The sequence below is a fragment of the Deltaproteobacteria bacterium genome (assembly GCA_009692615.1).
Lineage (GTDB): Bacteria > Desulfobacterota > Binatia > UBA9968 > UBA9968 > DP-20.
This window is the reverse complement of the sequence record SHYW01000030.1, coordinates 23,229-47,522: the sequence shown is the minus strand read 5'-3', so window position 1 is coordinate 47,522 and position 24,294 is coordinate 23,229. Positions and strand designations below refer to the sequence as shown.

Genomic DNA, 24,294 nt, shown 5'->3' with positions numbered 1-24,294 from the left:
GCCTCAACCACGGTGATCTCGCTGCGATATACTCGTTGAATTACGTCTAGTCGTTTCTCGTCTTTCATTGTCAGGGTTGTCATCCTTCCACCCTGACATAATTACGTTGCCGTTAACCCCTGACATAATCACTTTGCTACAACATTGAAAATCGCGTTGAATTGGCGAAGAATTGTGCGAAGATCGAAAAGCATGGTCGTCAGCGCGATAAATATTTGTTCATGAGTATGTGGCAGCCTCTCAGTCTACTGCTGCACCTGATCGCCAACGCCCTTTGGCTCGGCGGCATCGTTTATTTTCTCGTCGTCGCCGGCCCGTCAGTGCATGACGAAGAAGTCATCAGCGTGAAAATCGCCATCAAGACGATGAATCAAAGCCGCATCGGGCTGGAACTACTTTCCTGGACCGCCATCGCGCTGTTGCTGCTCAGCGGAGCGATCAATTTGATTTTGCGCAATCCAAACAGTGCGCCCAACGATTCGTTTCCGATCCTACTCGGCGTCAAATTATTTCTCTTCGGCGCCATGGTCATGCACCATGGACTGCAAGTCTTCAAATACGGCCCGCACATCGCCGCGCTCACCGCCGAGGTGCCCGCCAACGTGATCGATTGGCCCGAGCCCTTGTTATCGCACTGGCGCCGCTGGTTTTTGCTGCTCAAGATCAACGCCGGCCTCGGCCCCGTAGCGGTCCTACTCGGCATGGTGTTGCTGAAAGGTTAGGCCGCTGCGTTTGCATAACGTCTCATCGTCCCCGACACATTCTCCCACCGAGTAGTACCATGGCGCAGAGCACCGCCGCGGCGCGACGGATCAAACATGCCTTTCCCGGCGGCATTTTTGCTCAACAGTCTGATCAACGTTTTGCTATTCGCCGGCAGTATACGTTTACTGCTAAAAAACTTAGCGCTATCGGCGGATCAAAGAGATTGGCTGTTGTTGTTTACGTTCTGCAATTTCGCCACCCAAGCGGCGGTATTCAACGCGCACACTTCGGCCTTAGTCGTCTACTTCTTAACCCGTCACGTGGTCGCACAAAAGCGAGATCAATTCAGTCACGCCGGTTTTTGGGCCGCGCTGCTCAGCATCAAGCCGCAGTATTTGGCGATTCCGCATTTCGCGCTGCTCGTGCAGAAAAAATGGCGTGGACTGGCGGCCGGCCTCACCGTGACCTTCGCCTTGACCATCGGTTTTTTTCTTTGCCTCGGCAAAGACGTGACTGGAGACTACATTCGGCTCGCGCAATACATGGTAACCCACGACGCCGAATGGTGGAGCGAGTGGCGCGACATGCACAACCTGCGCGCCCTAACCACCTATTGGCTGGCACCCAACTGGCATCTTTACACTTGGTGGGCGGGTGTGGCGATCACTCTGGGCTTGGTAGCTTGGGCGAACTGGCGTGCCCAACGACAACCGAAAAATTTCGCGGCTTGCTGGATCGTCAACATACTCGCCCTACTGGTCGTGTCGCCGCATCTTTTTTCTCACGATCTGAGTATACTGATCATTCCCTGCGCGCTCTTTTTGAGTATCGGCAAACCCCAAGTGCCCGTTGGTCTCGGAATGAGCTTAATAGTGATCGCGCTCCTACCCGCGGTGAACTACCTACTGCCGACGATCATGGCATCGACACTCGCGATCTTGTTCATCCTCAGCGTGCGCCTATCCGAAAGCCAGCTAATTCGAAGTAACTGACGCCGCGGTTTTCGCAATCTGAAATCTGGAATTTGGAATTTGGAATGACCAAGGGTCGAGCCTCACCCTTTCGGATACAGCGATTTTATAAACCCGCTATCCTCAAGCTGCTTGACGAAGCGGGTGTCCATGAATGACTCCGGGGTAAAATTTTTCGCCCGCGGATCGCGCAGCGCGACTTCGTCCAAAACAAACTTGAGACCGCCAACGGTCGGATAGGGAACGCGTAGGAGTTTCGCCGTGTAAAAATCCACCGTCGCGGCGAGCACCGTGGCATCTTTGATGCCGGTATATTTGCCGGTGATCTTCATCGCCAACTCGCGGTTATTTTTGTAGATCGCGATGGCCTCGGTATAAGCACGGACAAAGCGCTGCACGGTGTCCAGGTTGTCCTTGATGTAAGACTTTTTCGCGACCAAGCCGACGAAGGGAAATTCCAAACCCAGGGTCGCCAGATCGGCGAGTTCTTTAAAGCCCAATTTCTTGGCCGCAAAGGTAAACGGATCGGCGAGCGCGCCGGCGGTCACCCGCCCGGACTGCATGCCGCCGAGAATATTGCCGTAGTCTTCTAGTTGAATCAGCCCGACATCTTTTTCCGGCTGCAACCCGGCCTTGCGAATCGCGTAGCGCGCCGAGGTGTCGGTGTTGGAACCGTAGCGCGTCACGCCGATGGTCTTGCCTTTCAGCTCTTCCATCTTCGAAACACTGCCCATGATCACGATTGGCGTGGTATTGAGCGCCACAGCGACAAACGTCACGTCCATGCCGGCGACACCGGCGGCTAACATCGCGGGTCCGCCCATCTGCGACAGCTGGATTTCTCCCGATACTAAAGTTTGCGCCATAGTCGAACCGCTGCGGATATAGGCGACATCGGTGCGCAAACCGTTTTTCTCGAACAGCCCAGCATCCCGCGCGATCCACAACACCGCGTGGGGACCGGAAGTGGCGCTGTAACCCGACATGACGCGCACCGGCGTTTGCGCCGCGGCCCAAGCACCAGTGAGAAACACGCTGAGTAGAACAATCGCGAATGAAATCATCGATCCTCCATGAATCCGTTCCTTAGACCCTCGACAACCACGTCCATACTACTAGCAAAACTCGCAGGCGCTGTCATTCACGCTCTATCGATGAAATGCCGTTGCCAGCTTCGTTTGACTCCCAATTCGCCAGACGATAAATTGCCCCTATCATTTCACTGGGCTTGTTTGAGCGCGCAATGCCCTCGCCAGGTCTGAGATTCTAATCGAAACTATTTTCTTGAGGAGGCTTTATGGATCATCCCGCAGAATCAACGTTTAAGGAACCGACGGACAATAAGACCAGGGCTGGACTGGGTAAATTTCTCCGGCCCAACACACCCTACGACAATTACATGGAATCTCAGGGCATCCCGATCTTCCGCGACATCGGCGTGCGCCGGGTGCAGGATCTGCCGCGCAAGCCGTGGAAAAAAATGGGCGGCAACGGCACCTTCATTCAGCTGCTCGGCACCGAAGGCCTCTGGGGTTGCTATGTCGTCGAAGTTCCCGGCGCCGGCGCGTTGAATCCCGAGAAGCATCTCTACGAGGAACAGTATCTCGTCGTCGACGGCCGCGGCACCACGGAAGTCTGGGTCGATGGTAATCCTAAGAAGCTGACGTTCGAATGGCAAAAAGGTTCGATCTTCGCGATCCCGATGAACGCCACCCATCGCATCGTCAACGCGACTTCGAGCCCGGCGCTATTGCTCGCCGGCACCACGGCGCCGAACATCATGAACAACTTCGGCAACGAAGATTTCATCTTCAACTGCCCCTATCAGTTCAAGGACCGTTTCGATCCCACCGACGACTATTTTAAATACAAAGAGGAAGTAACCCCTGATCCAGTGCGCGGTCTCGCCATGCGCAAGACCAATATTATTCCCGACGTGATGGGCTGCGAGTTGCCGATGGATAACCGCCGCTCGCCGGGTTATCGACGCATCGAACCGCATATGGCGGGGCAGCATTTCTACATGTGGATCGGCCAGCATGAAACCGGCCGCTATTCGAAAGCTCACGCGCACGGCTCGGCCGCGGTTCTGATTTGCTTGAGCGGCAAAGGCTACACTTACACCTGGCCAGCAAAATTGGGAATGCACCCCTGGGAAAACGGCACGACGGAAGAAATCAGACGGCAGGATTACGAACCAGTTGGCATGGTCAGCGCCGCGCCGATGAGCGGCAACTGGTTCCATGCGCACTTTGGCGCGAGCAAAGAGCCGCTGAGATTAACCGCCTGGTTCGGCCCCAACGCGCCGGGCCGCGAACGCGGCCGTCCCGGTGAGAAAGCGATCGATTACGGCGCCATCGACATGAAAGACGGCGGCACGGCGATCCCGTACAACGAAGAAGATCCGTACCTGCGTAAAGAGTTCGAAGAAACCCTCGAAAAGGTCGGCACCAAGTCGCGCATGGAAGCCGATCTGTACAAAAACTCCTACTAAGAAACCGTTCAGCGTCCAGGGTCTGGCGTCTGGGGTCTAGCGTTCTTAAGCGCCGAACTCCAGACGCCAAACGTTTTCAGCCCACACCCCCAAAGGATTTCTAATGGCCACCGCACCTAGAGGTTCGTTTTCCAATGCCAACCGCCACATGCAAGATGAGGAAAATCTCAAGCTCACCAGCGTCGGCGTCGACATTGGCTCGTCGACATCGCATTTGGTTTTTTCTCGCCTCGAATTGACCCTCGAAGGATCGCGCTACCGCGTCACCAAGCGCGAAGTAATCAACGAATCGCAAATCCTTTTAACCGCCTACGTAGACGACACGCGAATCGATGTCGACGCCCTGGGCAAGTTCATCAACGACCAATACGCGATCGCCAAAATTAGCCGCGAACAAGTCGACACCGGCGCGTTGATCTTGACCGGCGTCGCCGTGCGCCGGCGCAACGCCCGCGCCATCGCCGAACTGTTCGCCGAAGAAGCCGGCAAGTTCGTCGCGGTCAGCGCCGGCGACGGCATGGAAGCGACCATGGCGGCCCATGGTTCCGGCGCCGTGGCGCACTCGGCGAAAATGGGCGGCGTGGTGTTGAACATCGACATCGGCGGCGGCACCAGCAAGTTCGCCATTTGCAGCAACGGCAAAGTCCAGGAAGTCTCCGCCATCGATATCGGCGCGCGTCTGCTCGCCTTCGACAAAGACGGCGCGGTGGTGCGCATCGAAGAAGCCGCGCGCAAACACGCCGGCTGGGCCGGCTTCTCAGTGACCATGGGCGAAAAAATCCCCGAAGAAAATCTGCGCAAGATGGTTTCCGGCATGATGGACAAGCTGTTCGCGCTGTTGAAACCTGAATCGGTGAATGACGACATCAAAAGCTTGCTGCGCCTGCCGCCGCTCAGCTACACCGGCGAGATCGATTGCGTGATGTTTTCCGGCGGCGTGTCGGAGTTTATTTACAATCGCGCCAAGACCAGCTTCGGCGACTTGGGACCGCTGATCGCCGATGAAGTGCAAAAACGCGTCGCCAGCTTGGGCCTCTTCGTGATGGAACCCAACGCGCGCATCCGCGCCACCGTCATCGGCGCGTCGCAGTACACCGTGCAAGTGAGCGGCAACACCATCTTCATCATGCCCGAAGACGCCGTGCCGGTACGCAACATCGCCGTGGTGGCGCCCGAATTTCCCCTCGACAAAGACGAATTCACCAAGGACGCCGTGCGCGACGCGCTGCTCGCGGCACTGCGCCGCTTGGATCTATTGCACGGCCGCCAACCGGTCGCGGTAGCATTTCACTGGGACGGCTCAGCGACCTTCGCGCGCTTGCAAGCGTTCTGCAGCGGCGTCGCCGAAGGACTCAAAGATATTTTAGCCAAAGGCCACGCACTAGTATTGGTCAACGACGGCGACATCGGCGGCATCATCGGCCTGCACTGCCAAGAAGAATTGAAGTTGGACAGCGCGATCATCTCCATCGACGGCATCGCCCTCAGCGATTTCGACTTCATCGACGTCGGCGCGCTGATTCCCTCCTCCGGCGCCGTGCCGGTGGTCATCAAGTCGCTGATCTTCCCAGCCTCGCCGTAGTAGACGAAGACGCAATTGACCAGCGTCGCGGCAATTTTGCGTGGCGTTCGGCCACTGCCAAGATTGACCAGAGTCGGAAATCTTGGGACATAACGCCCTTCTAACGAATCGATCAAGTTAACTCGCTGATTATCCGCAAGAAACTTCGGCTATGCCGGGGCGTTTCCCTTGACATCCTCGACGAATACGAATATTGAAACGCCATCATCTGAGGCAACACAATGCTCAAATATCGCGCCCGGCTTTGTCCTAAATGTGATTACTACGTCGGCTTCGCTACCCCCACACCGGAGGCGACGAAAGGCACGGTTTCGGTCACCAACTTCTGTCTCAATTGCAACTACAAACTGCCCATGCACACCGTTCTTCGCGGCCCTGGGCGACCCAATCGGTTAGCGCGGCGCGCTTCCTTGCGTCTGGTTCATCGCACGGGGCAAGCGCTGCAAGAACCAGAGTTGGTAACGGCTCCGACTGAAATTCGCATCAACCCATCGGATTACGCCTGCCATTTGCGCGCCATCGGCCAAGATTTAGAGAATCTCCATCTCGCCTCGTTCAACTTAGAATGCACTGGCACCGCGTACCTGGTCTGGGTTCGGAACGAAAATCAAGCGGACAACACCAACCCGTTGTTTCGCATTAGCCGGAGCCGTTTACAAAAACTGTGGCGTAATAAATCCCAACCGATAGTGCTCGGCCAAGAAGAATCCTACACACTGCCGACGGCGCAAACCGGACACCGACTCCGCTATTCGGTTCAGGAATTGGATCGCATCGAACGCGAGCAGCGCGCCCATCGCCGTTATCAAAGCGGCACCGCCGACGGCCACTCGCTGCCGCAATTGATGCGCACCGTGGGCGACATGATCGGTCAACGGGGCGAACGGTTGCTGGGTATCTCCTGGCAGGATCTATCGGTCAGCACTGTCGTGGAAACCGCCGAGGGGCGTAAGGAGATCGATGTCTATCGGCCGGATAATCTCTACGATCTTTGGGTCGGCATGTTTTTGCGGCGCGACAACCGCGCCTTTTCGGCTGTGCCGCGTTAGCTAACTGCAATACGACGATTGTCAGCGACACCCACTCAAGCGTTAAAATTATTTTCAGCGGCGAGTCCGAGCTGCTCGGGCACCGCCGAGGATTGCGCCATCGGCGCGGGAATCCGCAGCGTAAACATCGCGCCCACTCCCGGCATGCTATCCACGTCAATCGAACCGCCGAGAAGCTCGGTGAATTTCCTCACCACATAGAGACCGAGGGTGACACCGCCGCGATCGGCAACGGCATCATTCGACGCATGCCACAAGCGCTCAAAACCGGTTTCGCCTTGCACTTGAACTTTTCCCGCATTGTTTTCAGCGACCCGCACCTGAAGGCATTGTTGCGCCGGTAAATAACGCACCATGATCGAGATGGCGCCGTGATCGGTAAACTCGATGGCGTTGTCGAGCAAGCTCGTCAGCACCTGCTTGAGTTTGCCACGGTAGGAACGCACTGCCGGCAGATCGATGGAATAATCCCATAGCAGTTTAACCTCTTTCACTGGCCGACCGTCGTACGCCGAGCGCAGTTCGGAAAAAAGCTCCCAAAGGCTCAGGTCATGGGCTTCGACATAAACCGCTTCCGCGGCAAAGTGCGACACCGACAGCAGCGCGTCAATCGATCCTTGCAGGAGTTTCGCCTGCCTTTCCATCGCTTCAATCGCCTGCTCTTGGATCGGCGTCATGGTGCCGAGCAGGCCGTCGCGAAACATATCGGTGTAACCGGTCACCACGTTGAGCGGCGTCTTGAGATTGGTCGAACAGGATTTTAGAAATTCGTCATTCACCCGCTGCGCCGCGCGCAACTGCGCGGCGAGCCGACGGCGTTGGCTATAGAGCTGCGCGCGATCCAGCGCCATGGCCGTGTGGCCGGCCAGGGTCTGGAGAAACTCTATTTCAATCGCGTTCCAGACATGTTCGTCGCCCGTCACCAGAACTAAAACTCCGAGCGCTTCATCGCTCGCCATGAGCGGCAGTGCGAGAATATTTTTCAGCCCCTGCGCTTTGAAAAGTTCGAGCTGGCCGGCGCGCGACAATTTACCAACCTCGCCGTCGATAACATCTCTGACATTTCCAACGTTGCCAGGAATCAACGGCCGTTTTTCGGCGGCGACGCGGTCGACGTATTTGAGTGTTTCCTTCGACTGACGCAGCCGTTCGCTACGCTCGCCGGCCGCCGCCACCGTTTCCAGTTCGCCGGATTCGCCATTCTTGAGCCGGATCAGCGCCGCCGTGTAAGGCAGATGCGCCAACGCGCGTTCGAGAAATAGCTCGACAATCGCGCCGACGTTAAGGGCCGAACTGAGCGTTTGATTGACCTCATGGAGTAGCTCCAGCCGTTGGCGCTGCTGGCCGATCTCGGCATTAGCACGCTCTTGGCGTTGGGCCAGTATTTGCTCGGTCAAGGCGTGGCTGCGGAGCCGCTCGACTTGGCCGAAGTAACCGTAAAAAAGCGCGATGGCAAAGGGAAAAGGCAAACGCAAGTAAATCGTCGAATCGAAATGCGCCGTGGTATTGAAAGCGATAAAAGCATAGACCAACGGTGCCGTGAAGGTGACCAGTAGTAAGCCGCGCGTATCTTGGCAAATGCAACTCAGCACCAGCGTCAACAAACAAGTGGCGACAAAATCCGGCGCCGCGGCGCCGCCGATTTCGAGCACTACCAGCAAGACGAGCGTATCGAAGAGCAACAACGGTGCGCAAAAAAATGGCGAAGCGAAGCGTCCGTCGGGGACAAAATAAAGCGCCGCGTGGCTGAGCAAATAGAGACTCAATAGCGCTTGCAACTGCAGCGCCGACAGCCACGGACTCTCAGCGTAATAGAGCAAATAAGAAGAGAGAATCACCAACGGCCAACGCAGCCGGATCACCATATTCTTGCCGGCGGTGTCGAAGAGCCGATCCAAACTCCAGCCGCTCCAACCGGCAGAGGAAAGTGTCAATTCTTGTGTAGCATTCATAGGCAACTCTCAGGGTGACTGGTTCGAGATTTCTAAAAGTATTGATGTGCATTTAATATGCCACGAGCGCAGTGGCGCGCGGCAGCGCTGCCGTCAATTGGAATTGCGCACAACCTTGCACGACTTGACCACCCATGGGATGTGAGTTTTGGCAGTTGCGTCTGCGCTGCCGGCCAATTTACGCCGACGCGAAACACATTTGTCATCCGCGGGCTAACCAAGGAGTATGGAACGAGAAGGAAGAATGCGGCACGGAAATGGAAAAGTTAGGAAATATGATTCGCCGCGGGCGTAATTACGCGCGCAGTTTTTTTTGCGCCGAGCGCACCGCGCGCAGAATATCGGCGTAGCCGGCACAGCGGCAAAGATTGCCGGCGAGATACTCGCGAATCTCATCGTCGGTGGGATCGGCGTTCTCTTCAAGCAGCGCTTTGACCGAGAGCACGAAGCCCGGCGTACAATAGGCGCATTGCAGGGCGCGCTCTTCGACCCAGGCTTGCTGAATCGGATGGAGCGTTTCGCCGTCGCTCAAGCCTTCGAGAGTGAGGATCTCATGTCCGGCAGCCCGTGCCGCGAGTAAAAAACACGAACTCACCGGCTTGCCGTCGAGCAATACGGTGCAGGTGCCGCAGGCGCCGACCCCGCAGCCTTCGCGCACGCTCCACAACTTAAAGCGCTCGCGCAACAGGTCCAACAAAGTGTCGGCGTCGTCAATGGTGAAACTCTCAACTCGCCGGTTGATCGTCAGTGTGATTTCACGCTTCATAAATTATTATCGCGCAACCGAAAAGGGCGACCGCCGGTCGCCCCTACATCGGGACGTTCTCGGAATCGTATTTTGCGCTTTCTGCGCCTTTTGCGGTTAGATATCCGAATCCCTGCTTTGTGAACTTTGCGTTCTTTGCAGCCAATCCTCCGACTCCGAATCTTCTACTCTGTACTACTATATCTCAAAATTTGCTTGTCACGCGCAAATTTTCCGACAGACAAAACATTTCGGACTCGGACATTCCTCTCGCCAAGGCGCCAAGGCGCCAAGTTCGGAAAAGAATTTATTTCTTAAAACCTTTGCGCCTTAGCGCCTTTGCGAGAGTTGTTCCGAAATTCGGTTGCGGCTTCGCCGCGCTAGGTTCTCTGTGGTGAAATTTCTTCTCCGTGTTGGCGGCGGCTCACTGAAACTTTTCCGCCAACGCTCTTAGCACCCGCTCCGGCGTGATAGGCAAGTCGCGAATGCGCACGCCGGTGGCGTCGTCGATCGCGTTGGCGATGGCCGCCGAAACCGTCAGCGTGCCGGTCTCACCGACGCCTTTGGCGCCGAAGGGTCCGGTCTCATGCGGCACCTGCACGATGATCGGACGGAACGAGTCAGGTAAATCTTTAAAGGACGCAATCTGGTAGTCGAGCAGCGAGCCATTCACCAGCTGGCCTTCGTCGAAAATCATCTCTTCGAACAGCGTCAAACCTAAATGGGTAATCGCCGAGCCGAGCAGTTGCTGCTCGCAGTGGCGCGGATTGATCGCCGTGCCGGTGTCGCCGACACTGTAGAACTGCAACAGGCGAATTTTTCCGGTCTCAGTGTCAACTTCGACTTCGACGGAAGTCGCCGACGGAAACCAGAACTCGGTGCATTTTTCCGACTGTCCGGTCTCCGGGTCCATCGGCGCCGCTTCCGGTTGGCAAATCGCTTCGCCGGTGATCGTCGTGCCGGCGCTGCCGAATTTCACTAAAAACGCATCGCCGATCGACATGCCGCGCTCTTCGTTGCCAAGCACGTGAACGCGATTGTTTTGCATGACTAGATCTTCCGGATCGACTTCCAACTTCTTGCCCACCGCTTCGCAGAGCACCGCTTTCACTTTACCGGCGGCCATACGCACGGCGTTGCCCATGTGATAGGTCGACCGACTGCCGGCGGTGATGGTGTCGTAGGGCGTGATGTCGGTGTCGGGTTGGACGATGTGAACTTGGTCGAAGGACACGCCCAGCTCTTCGGCGACGATCTGCCCCATCATCGTCTCCGAACCCTGCCCCATCTCGACGGTACTGCTGAGCACGTTGACGCTGCCGTCGGCGTTCATCATGACGATGGCGCCGGAGATCGACGGCGTCAGCACCGCTTTGACGCCGCAGGCGATGCCCTTGCCGCGCAGCTTGGTCTTGGATGGACTGACGCTCGGTTGGGAAATTCCGACCGCGTCGGCCGCTTCTTGCAGCGCTTGCTTGACGCCGAAGGATTTCACCGGCGTACCGGTGGCGAACGCTTCGCCTTCGTTAAGCGCGTAGCGCATGCGAAACTCGAGCGGATCGGCGCCGAGGGCGCGGGCGATCATATCGGTTTGCGAATCGTAGGCCCAGATCACCTGCGGTACGCCGAAACCACGGAACGCGCCGGCAGGAACGCGATTGGTGTAAATGCAGTAGGAATCGATCCAGACGTTGGGAATACGATAAGGCCCAGCGGAGGTGTAGCCGGACTTGTGCACGATGCGAGGGCCGATCTCGGCGTAGGCGCCCGTGTCCCAATAGACCTCGCACTTGCGCCCGGTGATCTCGCCGTTCTTAATCGAAGTTTTGATCTTGGCGATGACCTTATGTTTGGTGATGGTGAGAAATTCTTCTTCGCGCGTGAGCGCGTACTGCACCGGCTTTCTGGTAATCAGTGCCAAGGCAGTCACCAGCGGTTCCAGCTTGGCGTAAAGCTTGGCGCCGTAACCGCCGCCCAAGTAAGGAATACGCACGCGAATCCGATTCATCGGAATACCGAAGGTGTTGGAAATTTCCGTGCGCACGTATGACGGCGTCTGACTCGCGGTCCAAATGTTGATGCGCTGCCCCTCGTCTAAATAAACCAGCGTCACATGCGGTTCCATCGGCATATGCTGCGCCGGCGGCGAGCTGAAAGTATCTTCGAAAACGCGGTCCGCTTCGGCAAAGGCCTTGTCGACATCACCCGAGCGTAGTTTGAACTGGTAACAAATATTCGACTTCTGCCCAGCCTTCACATGCGCGAGATCTGCGAACGCCTTGGCCGGGCGATGAGTTTCATGAACTAACGGCGAATCGGGTTTCGCCGCGTCGAGCACATCGAGCACCGTCGGCAGCGGCTCATAGTCGACTTCGACCAGTTGCAGCGCATCTTCCGCCGTGCGCCGATCGACGGCCGCCACCGCGACCACGGGATCGCCGATGTAACAAACTTTTTCGACGCAAAGAATCGGTTGATCGCGAAACGCCGGACCGAAATGCGGATCGACGCCCGGCATCTTCGCCACTTCAGCGCCGGTGAGAACCACGGCGACGCCGGGAACTTTTTCAGCGCGGGATTTTTCAATGCGCGTGATCCGCGCGTGAGCGTAAGGACTGCGCAACACGGCGACGTGGAGCATGCCGGGCATCTCGATATTACCGACGTGCAACACTTGCCCGGTCACCTTCTGGTGCGCGTCTTTGCGAAACACCGATTGTCCGACAACTGAAAAGTTGGCCATGGGTTTATCCGTTCAACTGCGCAATTGCTTTCTTGGTAAACAGCCGCGCCATCTTGCGCTTATACCATTCGGAGCCGCGCAAGTCGGACGACGGCGCAATTTGCTCGTCGACCGCGGCGAGAATTTTTTCGATCACCGCGTCATCGAGTTTTTGGTCGTAGGCAAATTCCAAACCTGAAATTAGCAACGGCGTCGCCGCCACGCCGCCCAGCGCGACGCGCAGTTCTTGGCAGCGGCCATTTGCTTTGCGCAAAAACGCCGCGACATTCACGCAAGGCCAGTCGTTGGCCGACAGCGTGCTGTAGCGCAGATAAACCGCTTTACTGTTGGCCGGCATAGCAGGAATTTTCACTTCGGTAAGAATCTCTCCCGGATCGAGAACGGTTTCGTACAGGCCGCGAAAAAAGTTTTTCAGTGGGATCATGCGCGCGCCGCTGGGACCGACAGCAGTAATCTCGGCGCCGAGCGCAAGCAGCGGCGGCGGCGGATCGAGCCGGTAATCGGCGTGCGCGAGATTACCTCCGATGGACGCTGTCTGGCGAACTCGAACATTGCCGATGTGGCTGAAAGCTTCGGCCACCGCCGGGAACGATTGGCGTATCAGCGGCGACAGCTCGATCATTCGATGCGTCGTCAAAGCGCCGATGCGCACGCCGTCGCTCGCGATTTTGATTTCGTTCAGACCGGGCACCGATTGCAAATCGACCAAATAAGGATAGTAGAGCGCGCGCTGCTTCATCAAAATCACCAGCGTCGTGCCGCCGCCGATGGCGCGCGCGTCGTCGCCATGCTTTTGCAGAAGCTCGACGGCTTCTGCTAGCGAGTGGGGTTGGAGCAATTCGAAAGAGCGAATCGTCATCGGTGTTCCTAAGATCGTTTCGTTTCTATCCTTCCGCTATTTCAGAATCAAGGTCGCAGACCATCTAAACGCATTTGACAGCACGATCCAACTTTGAGATGAATCAGTTCAATAGGAGGGCAACGACCATGTTTACCAGCATTCGACATATCGCCGTGTTGACCGAAAATTGGGATCGTGAAGCGAAGTTCTATCAAACGATTTTCGGCATGAAGAAAATCACCAACGGCATGACCGACGAGAAAGGCGACTACAACAAGGATCGCGGCCATTTGAGCGACGGTGTCATCGGCCTCGCGCTCTTGCAGCGCCAACCCGGTTCGCGATCGGGCCTGGATCATTTCGGCTTTGCCGTCGAAAATGTCCAGCTGGTTCGCGATCGCCTCAAAGCGTCCTACCCCGATGTCTACATTGCCGAGAGCCCAAGTCATGTGCCGTTTGCCGGCTTGCGCGCCCATGACCCGGACGGCAACCAATACGATCTTTCGCAAAAAGGCATGGCCAACGTGCGCGAAGGCTACGTCGAATTCGGCTGGGAACAACCGCGCTGGATCAATCACGTCTGCATCCGTAGCGGCCGCCCGGCGTATATCGCCGAGTTCTACCAGAAAGTTTTCGATCTCCAACCCGTCGAGGGAATGTCCGGCGACGACAGCTACTATCTTAGCGACGGAAAAGTAAACCTGGCGATCCGTCCCTGGGACATGATCAAATACCGCGGTCACATGGCGGGCCTGGATCACTTCGGTTTCAAGGTCGACGATCTGGCGCAAACTAAAAAAGACCTCGACGCCCTCGCCGCCTCCGCGCCCGCTTCCGCGCCGAGAAAAATCGCCATCGGCCGCGAAGGCGAAACGCGCCAGAAAAATCTCGAAGGCTGCAAGCTCTGCAAGCAAAGCCTGGCCGATCCCGACGGCGTGCTGCTGGATCTGACGGATTAAGCGACCGAAGCGCGCGCCAAAGTCACAGGACACCGGCGTTTCAAGAGCGGCACGTATCGGAGGTTGTATGGAATTCGCGAATATCAACGACACCATGCGAATGGCGAAAGACGAAGATAAGCGCTTCGTGCCACTCTTCGGTTCAGAAACATTTCGTTCGTGGATGCTTTATTTCCGCCCCGGCGACCACACCGACATGCATTTTCATATGTCGCCGGAAACTTTTCTCGTGCTCCAAGGCAAAGCATCCGTTAAAGGGATCAAAGGTGAAGAGCGCGTGATTGAGAAAAACGAGATCGTTTTTTTCGGCGCCAAGGATTACTACCAGATCACCAACGTCGGCACCGAACCGCTGGTGCTCGTCGGCAACCGCTCCGAGGCGTTCGGCGGCGCTCACGTGACCGCGAAAGAATAAGTTCGGAATATCTCCCGCAAAGCATGTCCTGAGCAACGTCGAAGGAGCGCCAAGGCGCAAAGGTGACGGAATAAAATGCGGCTGTCATCGCGTGTCTGCGTGCTACTGTGTTTTCTTTTTGTCTCGACGCCCCATTTCCTCGCCGCCGAAGAAATTAAGATCGCCTCCACCGGTGCCGGCCTTAGTACCCTGCCCATCGAGATCGCCGCGCGCAAAGGATTTTTCCGCGACGAAGGCTTTGACGTATTGACGATTACGATGCGCACTAACATCGCGGTCAACGCGCTGCTCACTCGCAACGTTGACTACGCGACACCGAGCACTTCGGCGATCAAGGCCGCCACCGCCGGCTTGCCGGTCAAAACGATCGCGGTGTTGTTGGGCCGCCCCGATTATTTTCTCACCGTCAAACGAGAAGTAAACTCGATCAGAGATCTCAAAGGCAAACGCATCGCCATCGGCAGCTACGGCGCCGCCGCCGATCTCGCGCTGCGCACGGTCGCCAAACAAGATGGCTTGGACCCCGATCGGGATATTATTCGATTGCAAATGGGCGGCGCCGCAGCGCGCTACGCTTCATTGCTTTCCGGCAGCGTCGACGCGACGATTTTAACTCTGCCTTACAACCTGCAAGCGGAAAAAGTCGGCTACAAAGACTTGCTTTGGTTCGGCGAACGCTTAGAGCTACCGCTCGCCGGTCTCGCCGTCCGCGACGAGACGATTCAGAAAAATCCCAAACAAGTCCATGGCGTAATCAGAGCCGTCTTCCGCGCCATGGCCTTCGCCGGCGCCAACCGCGAGGAGACCACGCAGATACTAATGCACTGGCTAAAGCTCGACCGCGAAGTCGCCGCGCGAAGCTACGATCTCGGCAAGCGCAGTTGGTCCGACGGCGGAGTTGTGTCTGACGCCGCGGTGCAATCCCTAGTGGATCAGTCGATGCTGGAACTGAAAAGCAAAGACCCCGTCCCGCTCGACAAAGTCCGCAACTGGGCTTTTGCGGAACAAGCCAGGCGTGATATGGGAAACTCAGCGGGAGCGAAATAGACTCATTGACGGTTTACTCAAAGAAATACTCCGCCGCCGATATTTTTATCAATTATTTTCTTCTTCTTTATTAACTGTTAACCCTGACACCATCGCCCGAATCAGAGGATTATTTGTGGCAAACAGAACCGTCGAGCGCCGGCTCGCAGCGATCATGGCGGCTGATGTCGTCAGCTATAGCCGTCTCATGGGCACAGACGAAGTCGGCACGTTGAATAAACTCAAAGCCCATCGTCGCGAGCTGGTCGATCCGGCCATCGCCGGCCATCATGGCCGCATCGTCAAGACCACCGGCGACGGCCTGCTCGTCGAATTCGCTAGCGTGGTCGACGCGGTGGCCTGCGCCGTCGCCGTGCAGCGCGGCATGTTGAGCCGCAATGCCGAGGAGGCCGAGGACAAGCGCGTCATCTTTCGCATCGGCATCAATGTCGGCGACATCATCATCGACGGGGACGACATCTTCGGCGACGGCGTCAACATCGCGGCGCGGCTTGAGACCTTGTGCGAGCCGGGCGGGCTGTGCATCTCCCGCATGGCGAACGACCAAATTCGCGACAAGCTCTCGTTATCCTTCGCCGATCTCGGCGAGCAGACGGTGAAGAACATCGCCCGCGCGGTCGGCGTGTTTGGGCTAGCGGCGAAAGACATCGCAGCGCTGGCCGAGGAAGAGCTGCCACAGGCGCCGGAGATCGCCAAGCCGGCGGTCGAGATCGCGCCAACTCCGCGCCGCCGGGGGATATTGTTCGCCGCCGCCGCTATTGTGATTCTCATTGTCGCCGGCGGCGCTTGGTTTGTGCGCCAACATGGATGGACGCTCGGCGGAAATGTCGCCTCCACCGAGCGCCGTTCGATCGTCGTGCTGCCGTTCGCCAATTTGAGCGGCGACTCGGAGCAGGCTTACCTGGCCGACGGCCTGACCACCAAGATTACCACTGACCTGTCACGCGCGGCGGGGCTCTTTGTAATCGCCGCGACGACTGCGAACACTTTTAAAGACAAGCAGATCAATGTGCAGCAAGTAGGCAAGGATCTGGGCGTGCGCTATGCCTTGCAGGGCAACGTTCAGCGCAGCGGTGAAAAAATCCGCATCAACGCCCAACTGGCCGACACCTCCTCCGGCGGGCAGCTCTGGGCCGAGACCTTCGATGGCGACCGCTCCGACCTGTTTGCCCTGCAAGACCGGATCACCTCGCGCATTGCCAACTCCATCGGGCGGGAGATAGTAGTGGCGGCTGCCCGCGAGAGTGAGGCGCGCAAAATCGACCCGCAGTCGGGCGACCTGCTGCTGCGCGCTGTGGCCCTGACTACCAAGTCCCCGACTTTGGAAAACCTGCAACAACAGGAAAAGCTCTTTCGCGAGCTTTTGCTGCTGGATCCCAATAGCGTCGACGCAATGGCACACCTGGCAGTCTGCCTCATGTATCAAAGACGTTTATTCATCAATGTGCTGGGTCCGCAAGTCGCTGAGGAAAAACTCAAAGAGGGTTACAAAATTGCCCTCAAAGCCAAAGAACTCGACCCGGCCAACGCCTTCACCTATGAGGGGCTGGGCAATTACTTCATATTCCGAAGGGACCTGTCGCAGGCGATATCCGCGTTCCAGAACGGCATTGCACTCAACCGCAACTATTCACCTTTCTACAATGGCCTGGCCTTCGCGAGTCTGATCAGTGGGGAGCCGAAGAAAACGATCGGGTATGCGGAGCAAGCTTTGTCCCTCGATCCGCGCGGGCCACAGAATTTTTCTTCGATGAATTTCCTTGGCGTGGGGCACTTTTTTCTGGGCCACGACGACCTGGCGATCGAGTGGATCGAAAAGGCGCGCGCGGAAGCTCCGAAGAACCCCAACCCGCTTTACAATCTTGCAGCCGCCTACGCCAAGAAAGGCGACCTGGTGAAAGCAAAAGCGACTGCGGCGGAACTGTTTCGCATCGCGCCAAACTTCAAGCTTTCGAATGGCGGCACTTACCCATTCCCATCGTCGCCCGAGGCCTACAAAAAACTGTGGCGCGAGGTCTACATGCCGGCGGCCACCAAAGCGGGTCTGCCGGAGTAAGCTTGGCAACCTGAGCGGGGATGTTCGGAGCGGTAACCGACTTGGTTCGCGACGAGCGCGTTAAGTATGGGAACAAACGTTAAAAAAATAATTGAAAGCTACGAGCCAAAACGCCAACTCTCCACGGCTTCAACACCGCGTTCGTCTTGGTACACCGACCCAGGCATCCTCGAACTAGAACGGCTGACGGTCTTCTCGCGCGCTTGGCAATTCGCAGGCCGCGCTGATCAAGTTCGTGAAGCAGGGCAATACATCACGCACGAGGTTGCCGGTGAGCCGATCTTGGTCATCCGCGGCAACGACAACGTCCTGCGCGGCTTCTTCAACGTCTGTCGCCATCACGCCGCGGCTGTTGCGACAAAGTGCGAAGGCAAAGCCGAAAATCTACGTTGCCCGTATCACGGCTGGACTTACGACCTCGAAGGCAAACTAATTCTCACGCCGGAGTTTGCCGGAGTTGCCAACTTCGATCGTAGCGCCAACGGCCTCGTTCCGGTTCAAACCGCGGAATGGCATGGTTGGGTGTTCGTGAAACTTGACGGTGGCGGCCCAACCCTAGAAGAATTTCTCTCCGCCGACTTGATTGAACGTATTGAACCTTTGCACCTTGAACGACTGAAGTGGTTCGAGCGACGGAGTTATTCTTTGAATTGCAACTGGAAAGTTTTCGTCGACAACTACCTCGACGGCGGTTACCATGTGCCGCATATTCACGGCGGCCTCGCCAGCGTGCTCGACTACAGCCAATACACGATCGAAACCGGTGAACATTTCTGTCTGCAATCGAGCCCGATTGCGAGCGGGAAAACTAAATCGCCAAACGCCGCCGTGCGTCAAGGCGAGCGCGCCAACTATTTCTGGCTATATCCGAACTTCATGATCAATGTTTACGACGAAGTGATGGACACCAATCTCGTCATCCCACACGGCGTCGACAAGACCGAAGTCATCTTCGACTACTACTTCGCCGACGTTTCGCAATCGGCACGAGAAAAGAATCTCGCCAGCATCGCCGTCAGCGAACAGATTCAGTCGGAGGACGTTGCGATCTGCGAATCGGTCCAACGTGGTTTGAATTCTCGCGTGTACAATACGGGTCGCCTCTCGGTTCGGCGCGAAGCTGGCGAGCATCTGTTTCACAAACTCCTCTATGCCAACTTGAGTGCAGTTGTGACATGAGTGCCGACCCGCGCGGCGCAGGCGCCGGTGACGAGTTTTGCTAAGCTCAACGAATCGTCGTAATATTCACTCCGAATAGTTCCAGCGAAGAATTTATGCCACCTAAAATCTACATCGACGGCCAAGCAGGAACCACCGCGCTACGCATCCGCGACTGGCTCGCCGGACGCAACGATCTTGAAGTTGTCACGCTTCCGGAGAAGCTGCGCAAAGACCCGGCGGCGCGGAAGAAGGCGCTGCAAGACGCGAGCATCGTGCTGCTCTGCCTTCCTGACGACGCAGCGAAGGAAGCCGCGGCTTGGCTTGCCGATTCGCCGGTGCGGATTCTTGATGCCAGCACGGCGCACCGCGTCAATGCCGGTTGGGTTTACGGTTTACCGGAATTGATCGCTGGCCAGCGAGAACAGATCGCGAAAGCTAAGCGAGTTGCGAATCCCGGTTGCTATGCTTCCGCAGCCATATTGCTCACGCGCCCGCTCGTCGATGCCGGATTGATCGCGCCCGACACGGCGCTGGCGATTCACGCGCTGTCTGGTTACTCCGGCGGCGGACGCGCGATGATCGAACGCTGGGAAGATCCGAAGAAGAAGCTAATCCATCTGCCGCACGAGGCGCCGTACAGCATCGGCAAGCTGCACAAGCATATTCCGGAAATCATGCGCCACGGCGCGTTGACCACCGAGCCGCAATTTCTTCCCAACGTCGGCCCGTTTCGCTGCGGCATGCGCGTCGAGATCATGCTGCCGGCCAAGTCGTTGCCAAAATCTGGATCGAGTAAAGCGATGTGGGAAGTGTTGGCCGCACGCTACGATAAAGAAGTTTTCGTTGCAGTCGAACCGCTTACCGAAGCCAGCGAGTCCGATGAATTAAGCTTCGATCCCCAAGAGTTCAACGACACCAATCGAATTTCCCTGCGCGTCCTGCCGCATCAATCTGGCCACGTGATCCTGATGGCGCGCTTGGACAATCTCGGCAAAGGCGCCGCCGGTGTGGCGATACAGAATTTAAATCTCATGCTCGGCGTCGCCGAAGGCACCGGTCTGCCCGCCTAGATTTTTATGCAGTATCCGATTTCCCGAGTAGCGCGCAGCGCGTAGCGAGGGATTCTCCCCCCTCGATACGCCATGAAACATGGCTACTCGGGGAATCGGATGGTTTGCAGCGGATCGTCGGAAGGGACGGTCGCGACCGCCCCCTACTTTGCGTTCTTTGCACTGCCATCAATAAGGGCTTGCGCGCCTCGCGCAAATTTTGCAGAAGTCGAAGACTTTCGGATTCGGATATTCCTCCCGCAAAGGCGCAAAGTTTTTAAGAAATAAATTCTTTTCCGAACTTGGCGTCTTTGCACCTTTGCGAGAAATATTCCGATCTCTTTTTCTTCTGGCAGCGCCTTCACCACTGCTCGCGCACGCCGAAACGTTTGCTGAGCGATTGCGAGATCGTCACCAACACGATCAGCATGAGAAAAATCAGCACGCCGAAGGCGCTCAGCTGCGGGAATGAGCCGCTGGTCCACAGATAGAAGATGATCACCGACGCCGTGCGATTTCTCGCCCGAGCCAGCATCAGCGAGATCGTCAGCTCGCGATAGGCGTGCACCATCACCCAAAACCAGCCCGCCATCAGTCCGGGACGAAGCAGCGGCAGATAAATGCGATAGAGATTGCTCCACCAAGTGCCGCCGGCCACCGCTGCGGCTTCTTCGAGCTCGGTGTGGATTTGCACGATGGCGCTCGACACGAAACGCAAAGCGTAGGGCAAGTATCGCGTCAAGTAAGCCAGGCCGATGACGGTCAGCGAGCCGATCACCGGCAGCGGCACGATCAAATAAAGCCAGAGAAACGCCGAGCCGAGCACCACGCTCGGCAACGCGATCGGCGCGAAGCCGAGAAAGTCGAGGAGCTTGCGCCCGCGCACTCGCGTCTTGTGCACGAAGTAACTGATGGCGGAGACCAACAGCAACACCACCGAAGCCGTGCCGATGCCGAGCAGCGTACTATTGACGATCGGCGTGATCGCGTAGCCGCCGTCGTCGAACAGACTTTTGTAGTTGACCGTCGTCAGCGCTTGCAGCGTTTCTTGAGTGGGCACTTGGAAGCGCGGCAAGAACGACGCGTAGAGCATGACGAGAAAAGGCAGGCCGGTGATGAGAAAGACCAACAGCAAGCTCACCGCGCAGCTAAGATATTTCCAGCCGCCGAGATCGATGCGGCGGGGCCGAAAATCTTTGCCGGTGATGGTCTGATAGCGCTCGCCGTGGCGGACCAAACGAAAGTAAACAAACAGCAGCGCCATCGACAACACCAATAGCACCATCGAGTAAGTGCTCGCCAAACCCCAGTCCGTCGGCATGCGCGAAGTATTGAAATAAACTTCCGTCGTATAAACCGCGAAGCGCGCGCGGCCGCCGAGCAGAAGCGGCACTTCGAAGCTCTCGACGGTTTGAATGAACAGCAGCAACGCCGCCGCCGCACCGGCCGGCAACACCAGCGGCAACGAGATCCGCCGCAGCGTCGGCCACGTGCCCGCGCCGGCGATGGCCGAGGCTTCTTCCAGGCGCGGATCGATGGACTGCAATGCCGCGGACATGAGCAAATAGGCCAGCGGCGTCATCTCTAAACTTTGTACCCACACCATGCCCCAGAAAGAATAAATATTGAGCACGCGGCTGACGCCGGTGACTTGCTCGATCAAATAATTGACCACGCCGATGTTGGGCGCGGCGAGCAGAATCCACGAGATCGTAATGATCACGCCGGGAATGATGATGCGGCTGAGCGTGATGATGCCGATCACGCGCCCGAGCGGCGTGTTAGTGCGCTCCACCGCCCAGGCGAGAAAGATTCCGAGTGCGAACGATGCACCGGTGGACACCAATGCGAAATAAATCGTATTGACGCTCGCCTGCCAGAACTCGCTGACACCGTAGGCGCGAGAATAATTCGCCAAGGTGAAGCTGAAATCCAAAAAGCCCGCCTCGCCGGGACGTAAGGTCTTAAAACTGGTCCAAACGATCAGGACCAAAGGCAGCAGAACTTGATAAAGAAGAATCGCGATCAGCCCGACCAACACCAACCGGCCACCGCTGGAAACCGGCGAACGGTTGGCGGCGCCGCTAGAACGCGAGCTATTAAACATCGGCGCAACGCCGCTCTTACTTCGCCCGGCCGATGTATTGACCCCAAGCTTCATGCAAGCGCTTCGTGACATCCTCGCTGACGACGTTGTACGTCACCAGCTTGATGTTGTCCGGCAGATAGGGATGCTTGGTCGTCAACGGGCCGCGCAGGATGCTGTTGATCATACCCTGGCTGTCTTCGCCGAGGGTCCAGTCGACGAACAACGCCGAGGCATAGGGATGCTGAGTATTTTTGTTGATCACCATGGCGCCGGCGAAGGCCAGCACCGGCGCGCTGTAAACCATCGCGAAGGGCGCCTTAGGATCTTTCTGCTTTTGCTCCACGCCGGTGTAAAAATAATTATCCCCTTGCACCGCGTGATCGCCGGTGAGCATCAGCTCCATACGCTGGGTGTGGCCAGTTTGCACAATCGGCTGATTCTGTCCCATGCACTTGAGCCACTCTTTGGCCTTCGCTTCACCCAACATGACGTACATACCGGCCAAGAAACGCGTCTCCGACGGATCGAAAGAAACCTGGCCTTTGAACTCAGGCTTACAGAGATCGAACCACGCCTTGGGCGCCTTGTCCGGTTTGACCAGATTGGTGTTGTAGGAAATCCCATGCTCAGCCCAGTACCACGGGATCCAATGATTGTCCGGGTCGAGAAAGCCTTGATAGGGTTTTAAAATCTTTTTCGTCGCCGGCGTGATATATTTTGCCAGCAGATTTTGTTTGAGGATGATCGCCAAGTCGGGCACGCCCAAAGTGAGAATGTCGGTGAGATGGCGCCCGGCGGTTTCCTCAGCGATGAAACGCTCCGCGGCGTCTTGCGAACCGAGATCGCCCATCTCGACTTTGAGGAACGCGTAGCGCTTCTCGAATAGCTTGACGTGATCGCGCGCGTTCTTGCCGCGCCAGGTGTGGACGAAGTTGAGCGCGCCCTCTTTGCGCGCGCCTTCTTCCAACTGTTTGGCGCGCTGCTCCGCCGGCAACTTGGCCAGCGTCGCGTAAAGTTGATCGGTCGAAGCGGGCGCCGCCGCCTACCATGCAAGATGCGAGTCAAGCCAGCAAAACGCCAACGGTAAGAACAACACCCGAAGCCAATGCGTCATACGACCTCCGTGGAATTACAGCAGTGCGAACCTGGCTACCGTATATTCCAGGTGCATGCGCGATATCAAGCGAATGTATCGCTCACCGCGACTTCCGCCGGCAACCCATCGGTCGGCCGTTTTACCGATGGCAGAATCCAAGTCGCCGCCAGTCCCAACAGCAAGGAGCCGATGCCGCAGATCAGATAGAGCCGATCCGCGCCCTTGTGCTCGACCAGCCAGCCGGCGGTCAAATTCGAGAGTATTCCCGCCAAACCGCCGCCGACCATCGAGAGCATGCCTTGGGCCGTCGAGCGCAACTTCTCCGGCGCGACCACATCCAAATACAGCGGGCTGCCTAAGTTCAATCCGACCACGGTAATGCCGTGCAGCGCTTGGACAAAGAAAAACCAATCTGGATCGCTGATCACAGCCGAGAGCAGCCAGCGCAAACCACCCACCGTCACGCCGACCGTCAACATGCCGCGCGCGCCCAAGCGCTTGAGGCCGCTGCCAGTCGACAGCACCAGAGGAATTTCGACGATCAGCATGAGAATCCAGATATTGCGAATCGTCGTCAGATCGCCGCCGCGCGAGCGCACGAAGATCGGAAACAACCACATCGGCCCCTGCATGAGAATATTCGCCAGCAAGGAAAAAATCAGAAAGCGCAGGAACGGCCTATTGCCCAATAGCTCGCGCCAATCGCCGCGCGCCGCGCGCAAAGCGACGACGCCTTTTTGCGGCAAGAGAAAGGCGACGCATGCGGCAATCAAAACCAGCGCCGCGGTCAAAGGAAACATCAGGCCGAGTCCCGGCTGTGAAGCTGGCTTGAGGCTCGCGCCCACTTGAAGCGCCGGTTGATAACTCGCCAGCGCTACGGGAAAAACCAGGATGAGAATGAAATAGCCGATGGTGCCCCAAGCGCGCACGCGGCCGAAGGCGTGGCGTCCCGCGTCGCGCAGAATCGCTAAGCTCACCGAAGTCATCAGCGGAAAGACCGCCGTGCCGACGACAGCGAGGGCCGCGGTCGCGAGCACGACGGCCGCAAAACCCTGCGCATAGCCGAGTCCGAGATAGCCGAGCGCCGTGCCCAAGGTGAGAAACGCCAACGTGCGCGTGCGCGCGCCGGTGCGGTCCGCCATATGTCCCCAAAACGGCTGGGCGATCATACCGACGAGCGGTGAGATCGCCAGAATCATTCCCGTCTCACTTCCCGACAAGCCGGCATTCTCGCGCAGATAGAGACTGAAATATGGAAAAAATATTCCGAGAGAGCCGAAATAGGTAAACCAAAAAAACGTCAGCGGGATCGAATGCCACATGGCGCGATGATAGCATCC

Annotated in this window: 19 protein-coding genes; 11 read left to right on the top strand and 8 right to left on the bottom strand. The window is 57.3% G+C overall.

What is annotated here, in order from left to right; genetic code table 11:
• The first annotated feature begins 161 nt into the window (after positions 1 to 161).
• Together EXR70_09655 and EXR70_09650 are read left to right on the top strand one after the other, a co-directional pair.
• Positions 162 to 722, top strand: coding sequence for a hypothetical protein (locus tag EXR70_09655; protein ID MSP38742.1), 561 nt, complete (start codon positions 162 to 164; stop codon positions 720 to 722).
• A gap of 24 nt (positions 723 to 746) precedes the next feature.
• Positions 747 to 1,697: a DUF2029 domain-containing protein gene (locus EXR70_09650; protein MSP38741.1), complete on the top strand. Its 951-nt coding sequence runs from the start codon at positions 747 to 749 to the stop codon at positions 1,695 to 1,697.
• A gap of 62 nt (positions 1,698 to 1,759) precedes the next feature.
• Here the strand turns inward: EXR70_09650 and EXR70_09645 are convergent, their stop codons facing one another.
• Positions 1,760 to 2,740 (bottom strand): ABC transporter substrate-binding protein, encoded by a 981-nt coding sequence (locus EXR70_09645; protein ID MSP38740.1) that lies wholly within the window; start codon positions 2,738 to 2,740, stop codon positions 1,760 to 1,762.
• 233 nt (positions 2,741 to 2,973) lie between these two features.
• On the opposite strand from EXR70_09645, the gene EXR70_09640 reads away from it, so the two are divergent.
• The 3 genes from EXR70_09640 to EXR70_09630 all read left to right on the top strand — a co-directional run bounded on the left by EXR70_09640 (position 2,974) and on the right by EXR70_09630 (position 6,801).
• The gene (locus EXR70_09640) at positions 2,974 to 4,170 is read left to right on the top strand and encodes a cupin domain-containing protein (GenBank protein ID MSP38739.1); all 1,197 of its coding nucleotides are present in this window, start codon (positions 2,974 to 2,976) and stop codon (positions 4,168 to 4,170) included.
• Positions 4,171 to 4,273: 103 nt separating this feature from the next.
• Complete coding sequence (locus tag EXR70_09635; GenBank protein ID MSP38738.1) at positions 4,274 to 5,752, top strand: ethanolamine utilization protein EutA; 1,479 nt, start codon at positions 4,274 to 4,276, stop codon at positions 5,750 to 5,752.
• Positions 5,753 to 5,973: 221 nt separating this feature from the next.
• Positions 5,974 to 6,801: a hypothetical protein gene (locus EXR70_09630; protein ID MSP38737.1), complete on the top strand. Its 828-nt coding sequence runs from the start codon at positions 5,974 to 5,976 to the stop codon at positions 6,799 to 6,801.
• 35 nt (positions 6,802 to 6,836) lie between these two features.
• Here EXR70_09630 and EXR70_09625 read toward each other — a convergent pair whose 3' ends face one another.
• The 4 genes from EXR70_09625 to EXR70_09610 all read right to left on the bottom strand — a co-directional run bounded on the left by EXR70_09625 (position 6,837) and on the right by EXR70_09610 (position 13,100).
• Positions 6,837 to 8,753, bottom strand: a complete 1,917-nt coding sequence (locus EXR70_09625; GenBank protein ID MSP38736.1) for a GAF domain-containing protein — start codon at positions 8,751 to 8,753, stop codon at positions 6,837 to 6,839.
• A 295-nt stretch (positions 8,754 to 9,048) separates the two neighbouring features.
• Positions 9,049 to 9,519, bottom strand: a complete 471-nt coding sequence (locus EXR70_09620) for a (2Fe-2S)-binding protein (protein ID MSP38735.1) — start codon at positions 9,517 to 9,519, stop codon at positions 9,049 to 9,051.
• 403 nt (positions 9,520 to 9,922) lie between these two features.
• Entirely contained in the window at positions 9,923 to 12,241 is a 2,319-nt protein-coding gene (locus EXR70_09615; protein MSP38734.1) for a xanthine dehydrogenase family protein molybdopterin-binding subunit, read from the bottom strand.
• Between the two features lie 4 nt (positions 12,242 to 12,245).
• Entirely contained in the window at positions 12,246 to 13,100 is an 855-nt protein-coding gene (locus EXR70_09610; protein ID MSP38733.1) for a xanthine dehydrogenase family protein subunit M, read from the bottom strand.
• Positions 13,101 to 13,198: 98 nt separating this feature from the next.
• Here EXR70_09610 and EXR70_09605 point away from each other — a divergent pair, with 98 nt between their 5' ends.
• From EXR70_09605 to argC, 6 genes are all read left to right on the top strand, one after another.
• A complete protein-coding gene (locus EXR70_09605) occupies positions 13,199 to 14,041 on the top strand; it encodes a hypothetical protein (protein MSP38732.1) in 843 nt (280 codons plus the stop codon).
• Between the two features lie 67 nt (positions 14,042 to 14,108).
• Positions 14,109 to 14,456 carry a cupin domain-containing protein gene (locus EXR70_09600; protein ID MSP38731.1) on the top strand — a complete coding sequence of 116 codons (348 nt, stop codon included), beginning with the start codon at positions 14,109 to 14,111 and terminating at the stop codon, positions 14,454 to 14,456.
• A 75-nt stretch (positions 14,457 to 14,531) separates the two neighbouring features.
• On the top strand, positions 14,532 to 15,503 hold the full coding sequence (locus EXR70_09595) for an ABC transporter substrate-binding protein (GenBank protein MSP38730.1): 972 nt from the start codon (positions 14,532 to 14,534) through the stop codon (positions 15,501 to 15,503).
• A 115-nt stretch (positions 15,504 to 15,618) separates the two neighbouring features.
• On the top strand, positions 15,619 to 17,559 hold the full coding sequence (locus EXR70_09590) for a guanylate cyclase (protein MSP38729.1): 1,941 nt from the start codon (positions 15,619 to 15,621) through the stop codon (positions 17,557 to 17,559).
• A gap of 66 nt (positions 17,560 to 17,625) precedes the next feature.
• Entirely contained in the window at positions 17,626 to 18,738 is a 1,113-nt protein-coding gene (locus tag EXR70_09585; protein MSP38728.1) for an aromatic ring-hydroxylating dioxygenase subunit alpha, read from the top strand.
• Between the two features lie 95 nt (positions 18,739 to 18,833).
• Positions 18,834 to 19,790 (top strand): N-acetyl-gamma-glutamyl-phosphate reductase, encoded by a 957-nt coding sequence (argC, locus tag EXR70_09580; GenBank protein ID MSP38727.1) that lies wholly within the window; start codon positions 18,834 to 18,836, stop codon positions 19,788 to 19,790.
• Positions 19,791 to 20,130: 340 nt separating this feature from the next.
• On the opposite strand, the gene EXR70_09575 is transcribed toward argC, so the two are convergent.
• The 3 genes from EXR70_09575 to EXR70_09565 form a co-directional block, all read right to left on the bottom strand.
• Positions 20,131 to 21,948: an iron ABC transporter permease gene (locus EXR70_09575; GenBank protein MSP38726.1), complete on the bottom strand. Its 1,818-nt coding sequence runs from the start codon at positions 21,946 to 21,948 to the stop codon at positions 20,131 to 20,133.
• A complete protein-coding gene (locus tag EXR70_09570; GenBank protein ID MSP38725.1) occupies positions 21,893 to 22,852 on the bottom strand; it encodes an extracellular solute-binding protein in 960 nt (319 codons plus the stop codon). The genes EXR70_09575 and EXR70_09570 overlap by 56 nt, the downstream gene beginning before the upstream one ends.
• Before the next feature lie 185 nt (positions 22,853 to 23,037).
• Positions 23,038 to 24,276 (bottom strand): MFS transporter, encoded by a 1,239-nt coding sequence (locus EXR70_09565; protein MSP38724.1) that lies wholly within the window; start codon positions 24,274 to 24,276, stop codon positions 23,038 to 23,040.
• Positions 24,277 to 24,294 lie beyond the last annotated feature (18 nt).

Bases quoted from the DNA above. Each gene is read 5' to 3' on its own strand.
- EXR70_09600 (MSP38731.1), top strand. From the start codon at position 14,109: ATGGAATTCGCGAATATCAACGACACCATGCGAATGGCGAAAGACGAA.
- EXR70_09565 (MSP38724.1), bottom strand. From the start codon at position 24,276: ATGTGGCATTCGATCCCGCTGACGTTTTTTTGGTTTACCTATTTCGGC.
- EXR70_09585 (MSP38728.1), top strand. From the start codon at position 17,626: ATGGGAACAAACGTTAAAAAAATAATTGAAAGCTACGAGCCAAAACGC.
- EXR70_09645 (MSP38740.1), bottom strand. From the start codon at position 2,740: ATGATTTCATTCGCGATTGTTCTACTCAGCGTGTTTCTCACTGGTGCT.
- EXR70_09625 (MSP38736.1), bottom strand. From the start codon at position 8,753: ATGAATGCTACACAAGAATTGACACTTTCCTCTGCCGGTTGGAGCGGC.
- EXR70_09640 (MSP38739.1), top strand. From the start codon at position 2,974: ATGGATCATCCCGCAGAATCAACGTTTAAGGAACCGACGGACAATAAG.
- argC (MSP38727.1), top strand. From the start codon at position 18,834: ATGCCACCTAAAATCTACATCGACGGCCAAGCAGGAACCACCGCGCTA.
- EXR70_09620 (MSP38735.1), bottom strand. From the start codon at position 9,519: ATGAAGCGTGAAATCACACTGACGATCAACCGGCGAGTTGAGAGTTTC.
- EXR70_09575 (MSP38726.1), bottom strand. From the start codon at position 21,948: ATGTCACGAAGCGCTTGCATGAAGCTTGGGGTCAATACATCGGCCGGG.
- EXR70_09595 (MSP38730.1), top strand. From the start codon at position 14,532: ATGCGGCTGTCATCGCGTGTCTGCGTGCTACTGTGTTTTCTTTTTGTC.
- EXR70_09610 (MSP38733.1), bottom strand. From the start codon at position 13,100: ATGACGATTCGCTCTTTCGAATTGCTCCAACCCCACTCGCTAGCAGAA.
- EXR70_09615 (MSP38734.1), bottom strand. From the start codon at position 12,241: ATGGCCAACTTTTCAGTTGTCGGACAATCGGTGTTTCGCAAAGACGCG.
- EXR70_09605 (MSP38732.1), top strand. From the start codon at position 13,199: ATGAATCAGTTCAATAGGAGGGCAACGACCATGTTTACCAGCATTCGA.
- EXR70_09630 (MSP38737.1), top strand. From the start codon at position 5,974: ATGCTCAAATATCGCGCCCGGCTTTGTCCTAAATGTGATTACTACGTC.
- EXR70_09635 (MSP38738.1), top strand. From the start codon at position 4,274: ATGGCCACCGCACCTAGAGGTTCGTTTTCCAATGCCAACCGCCACATG.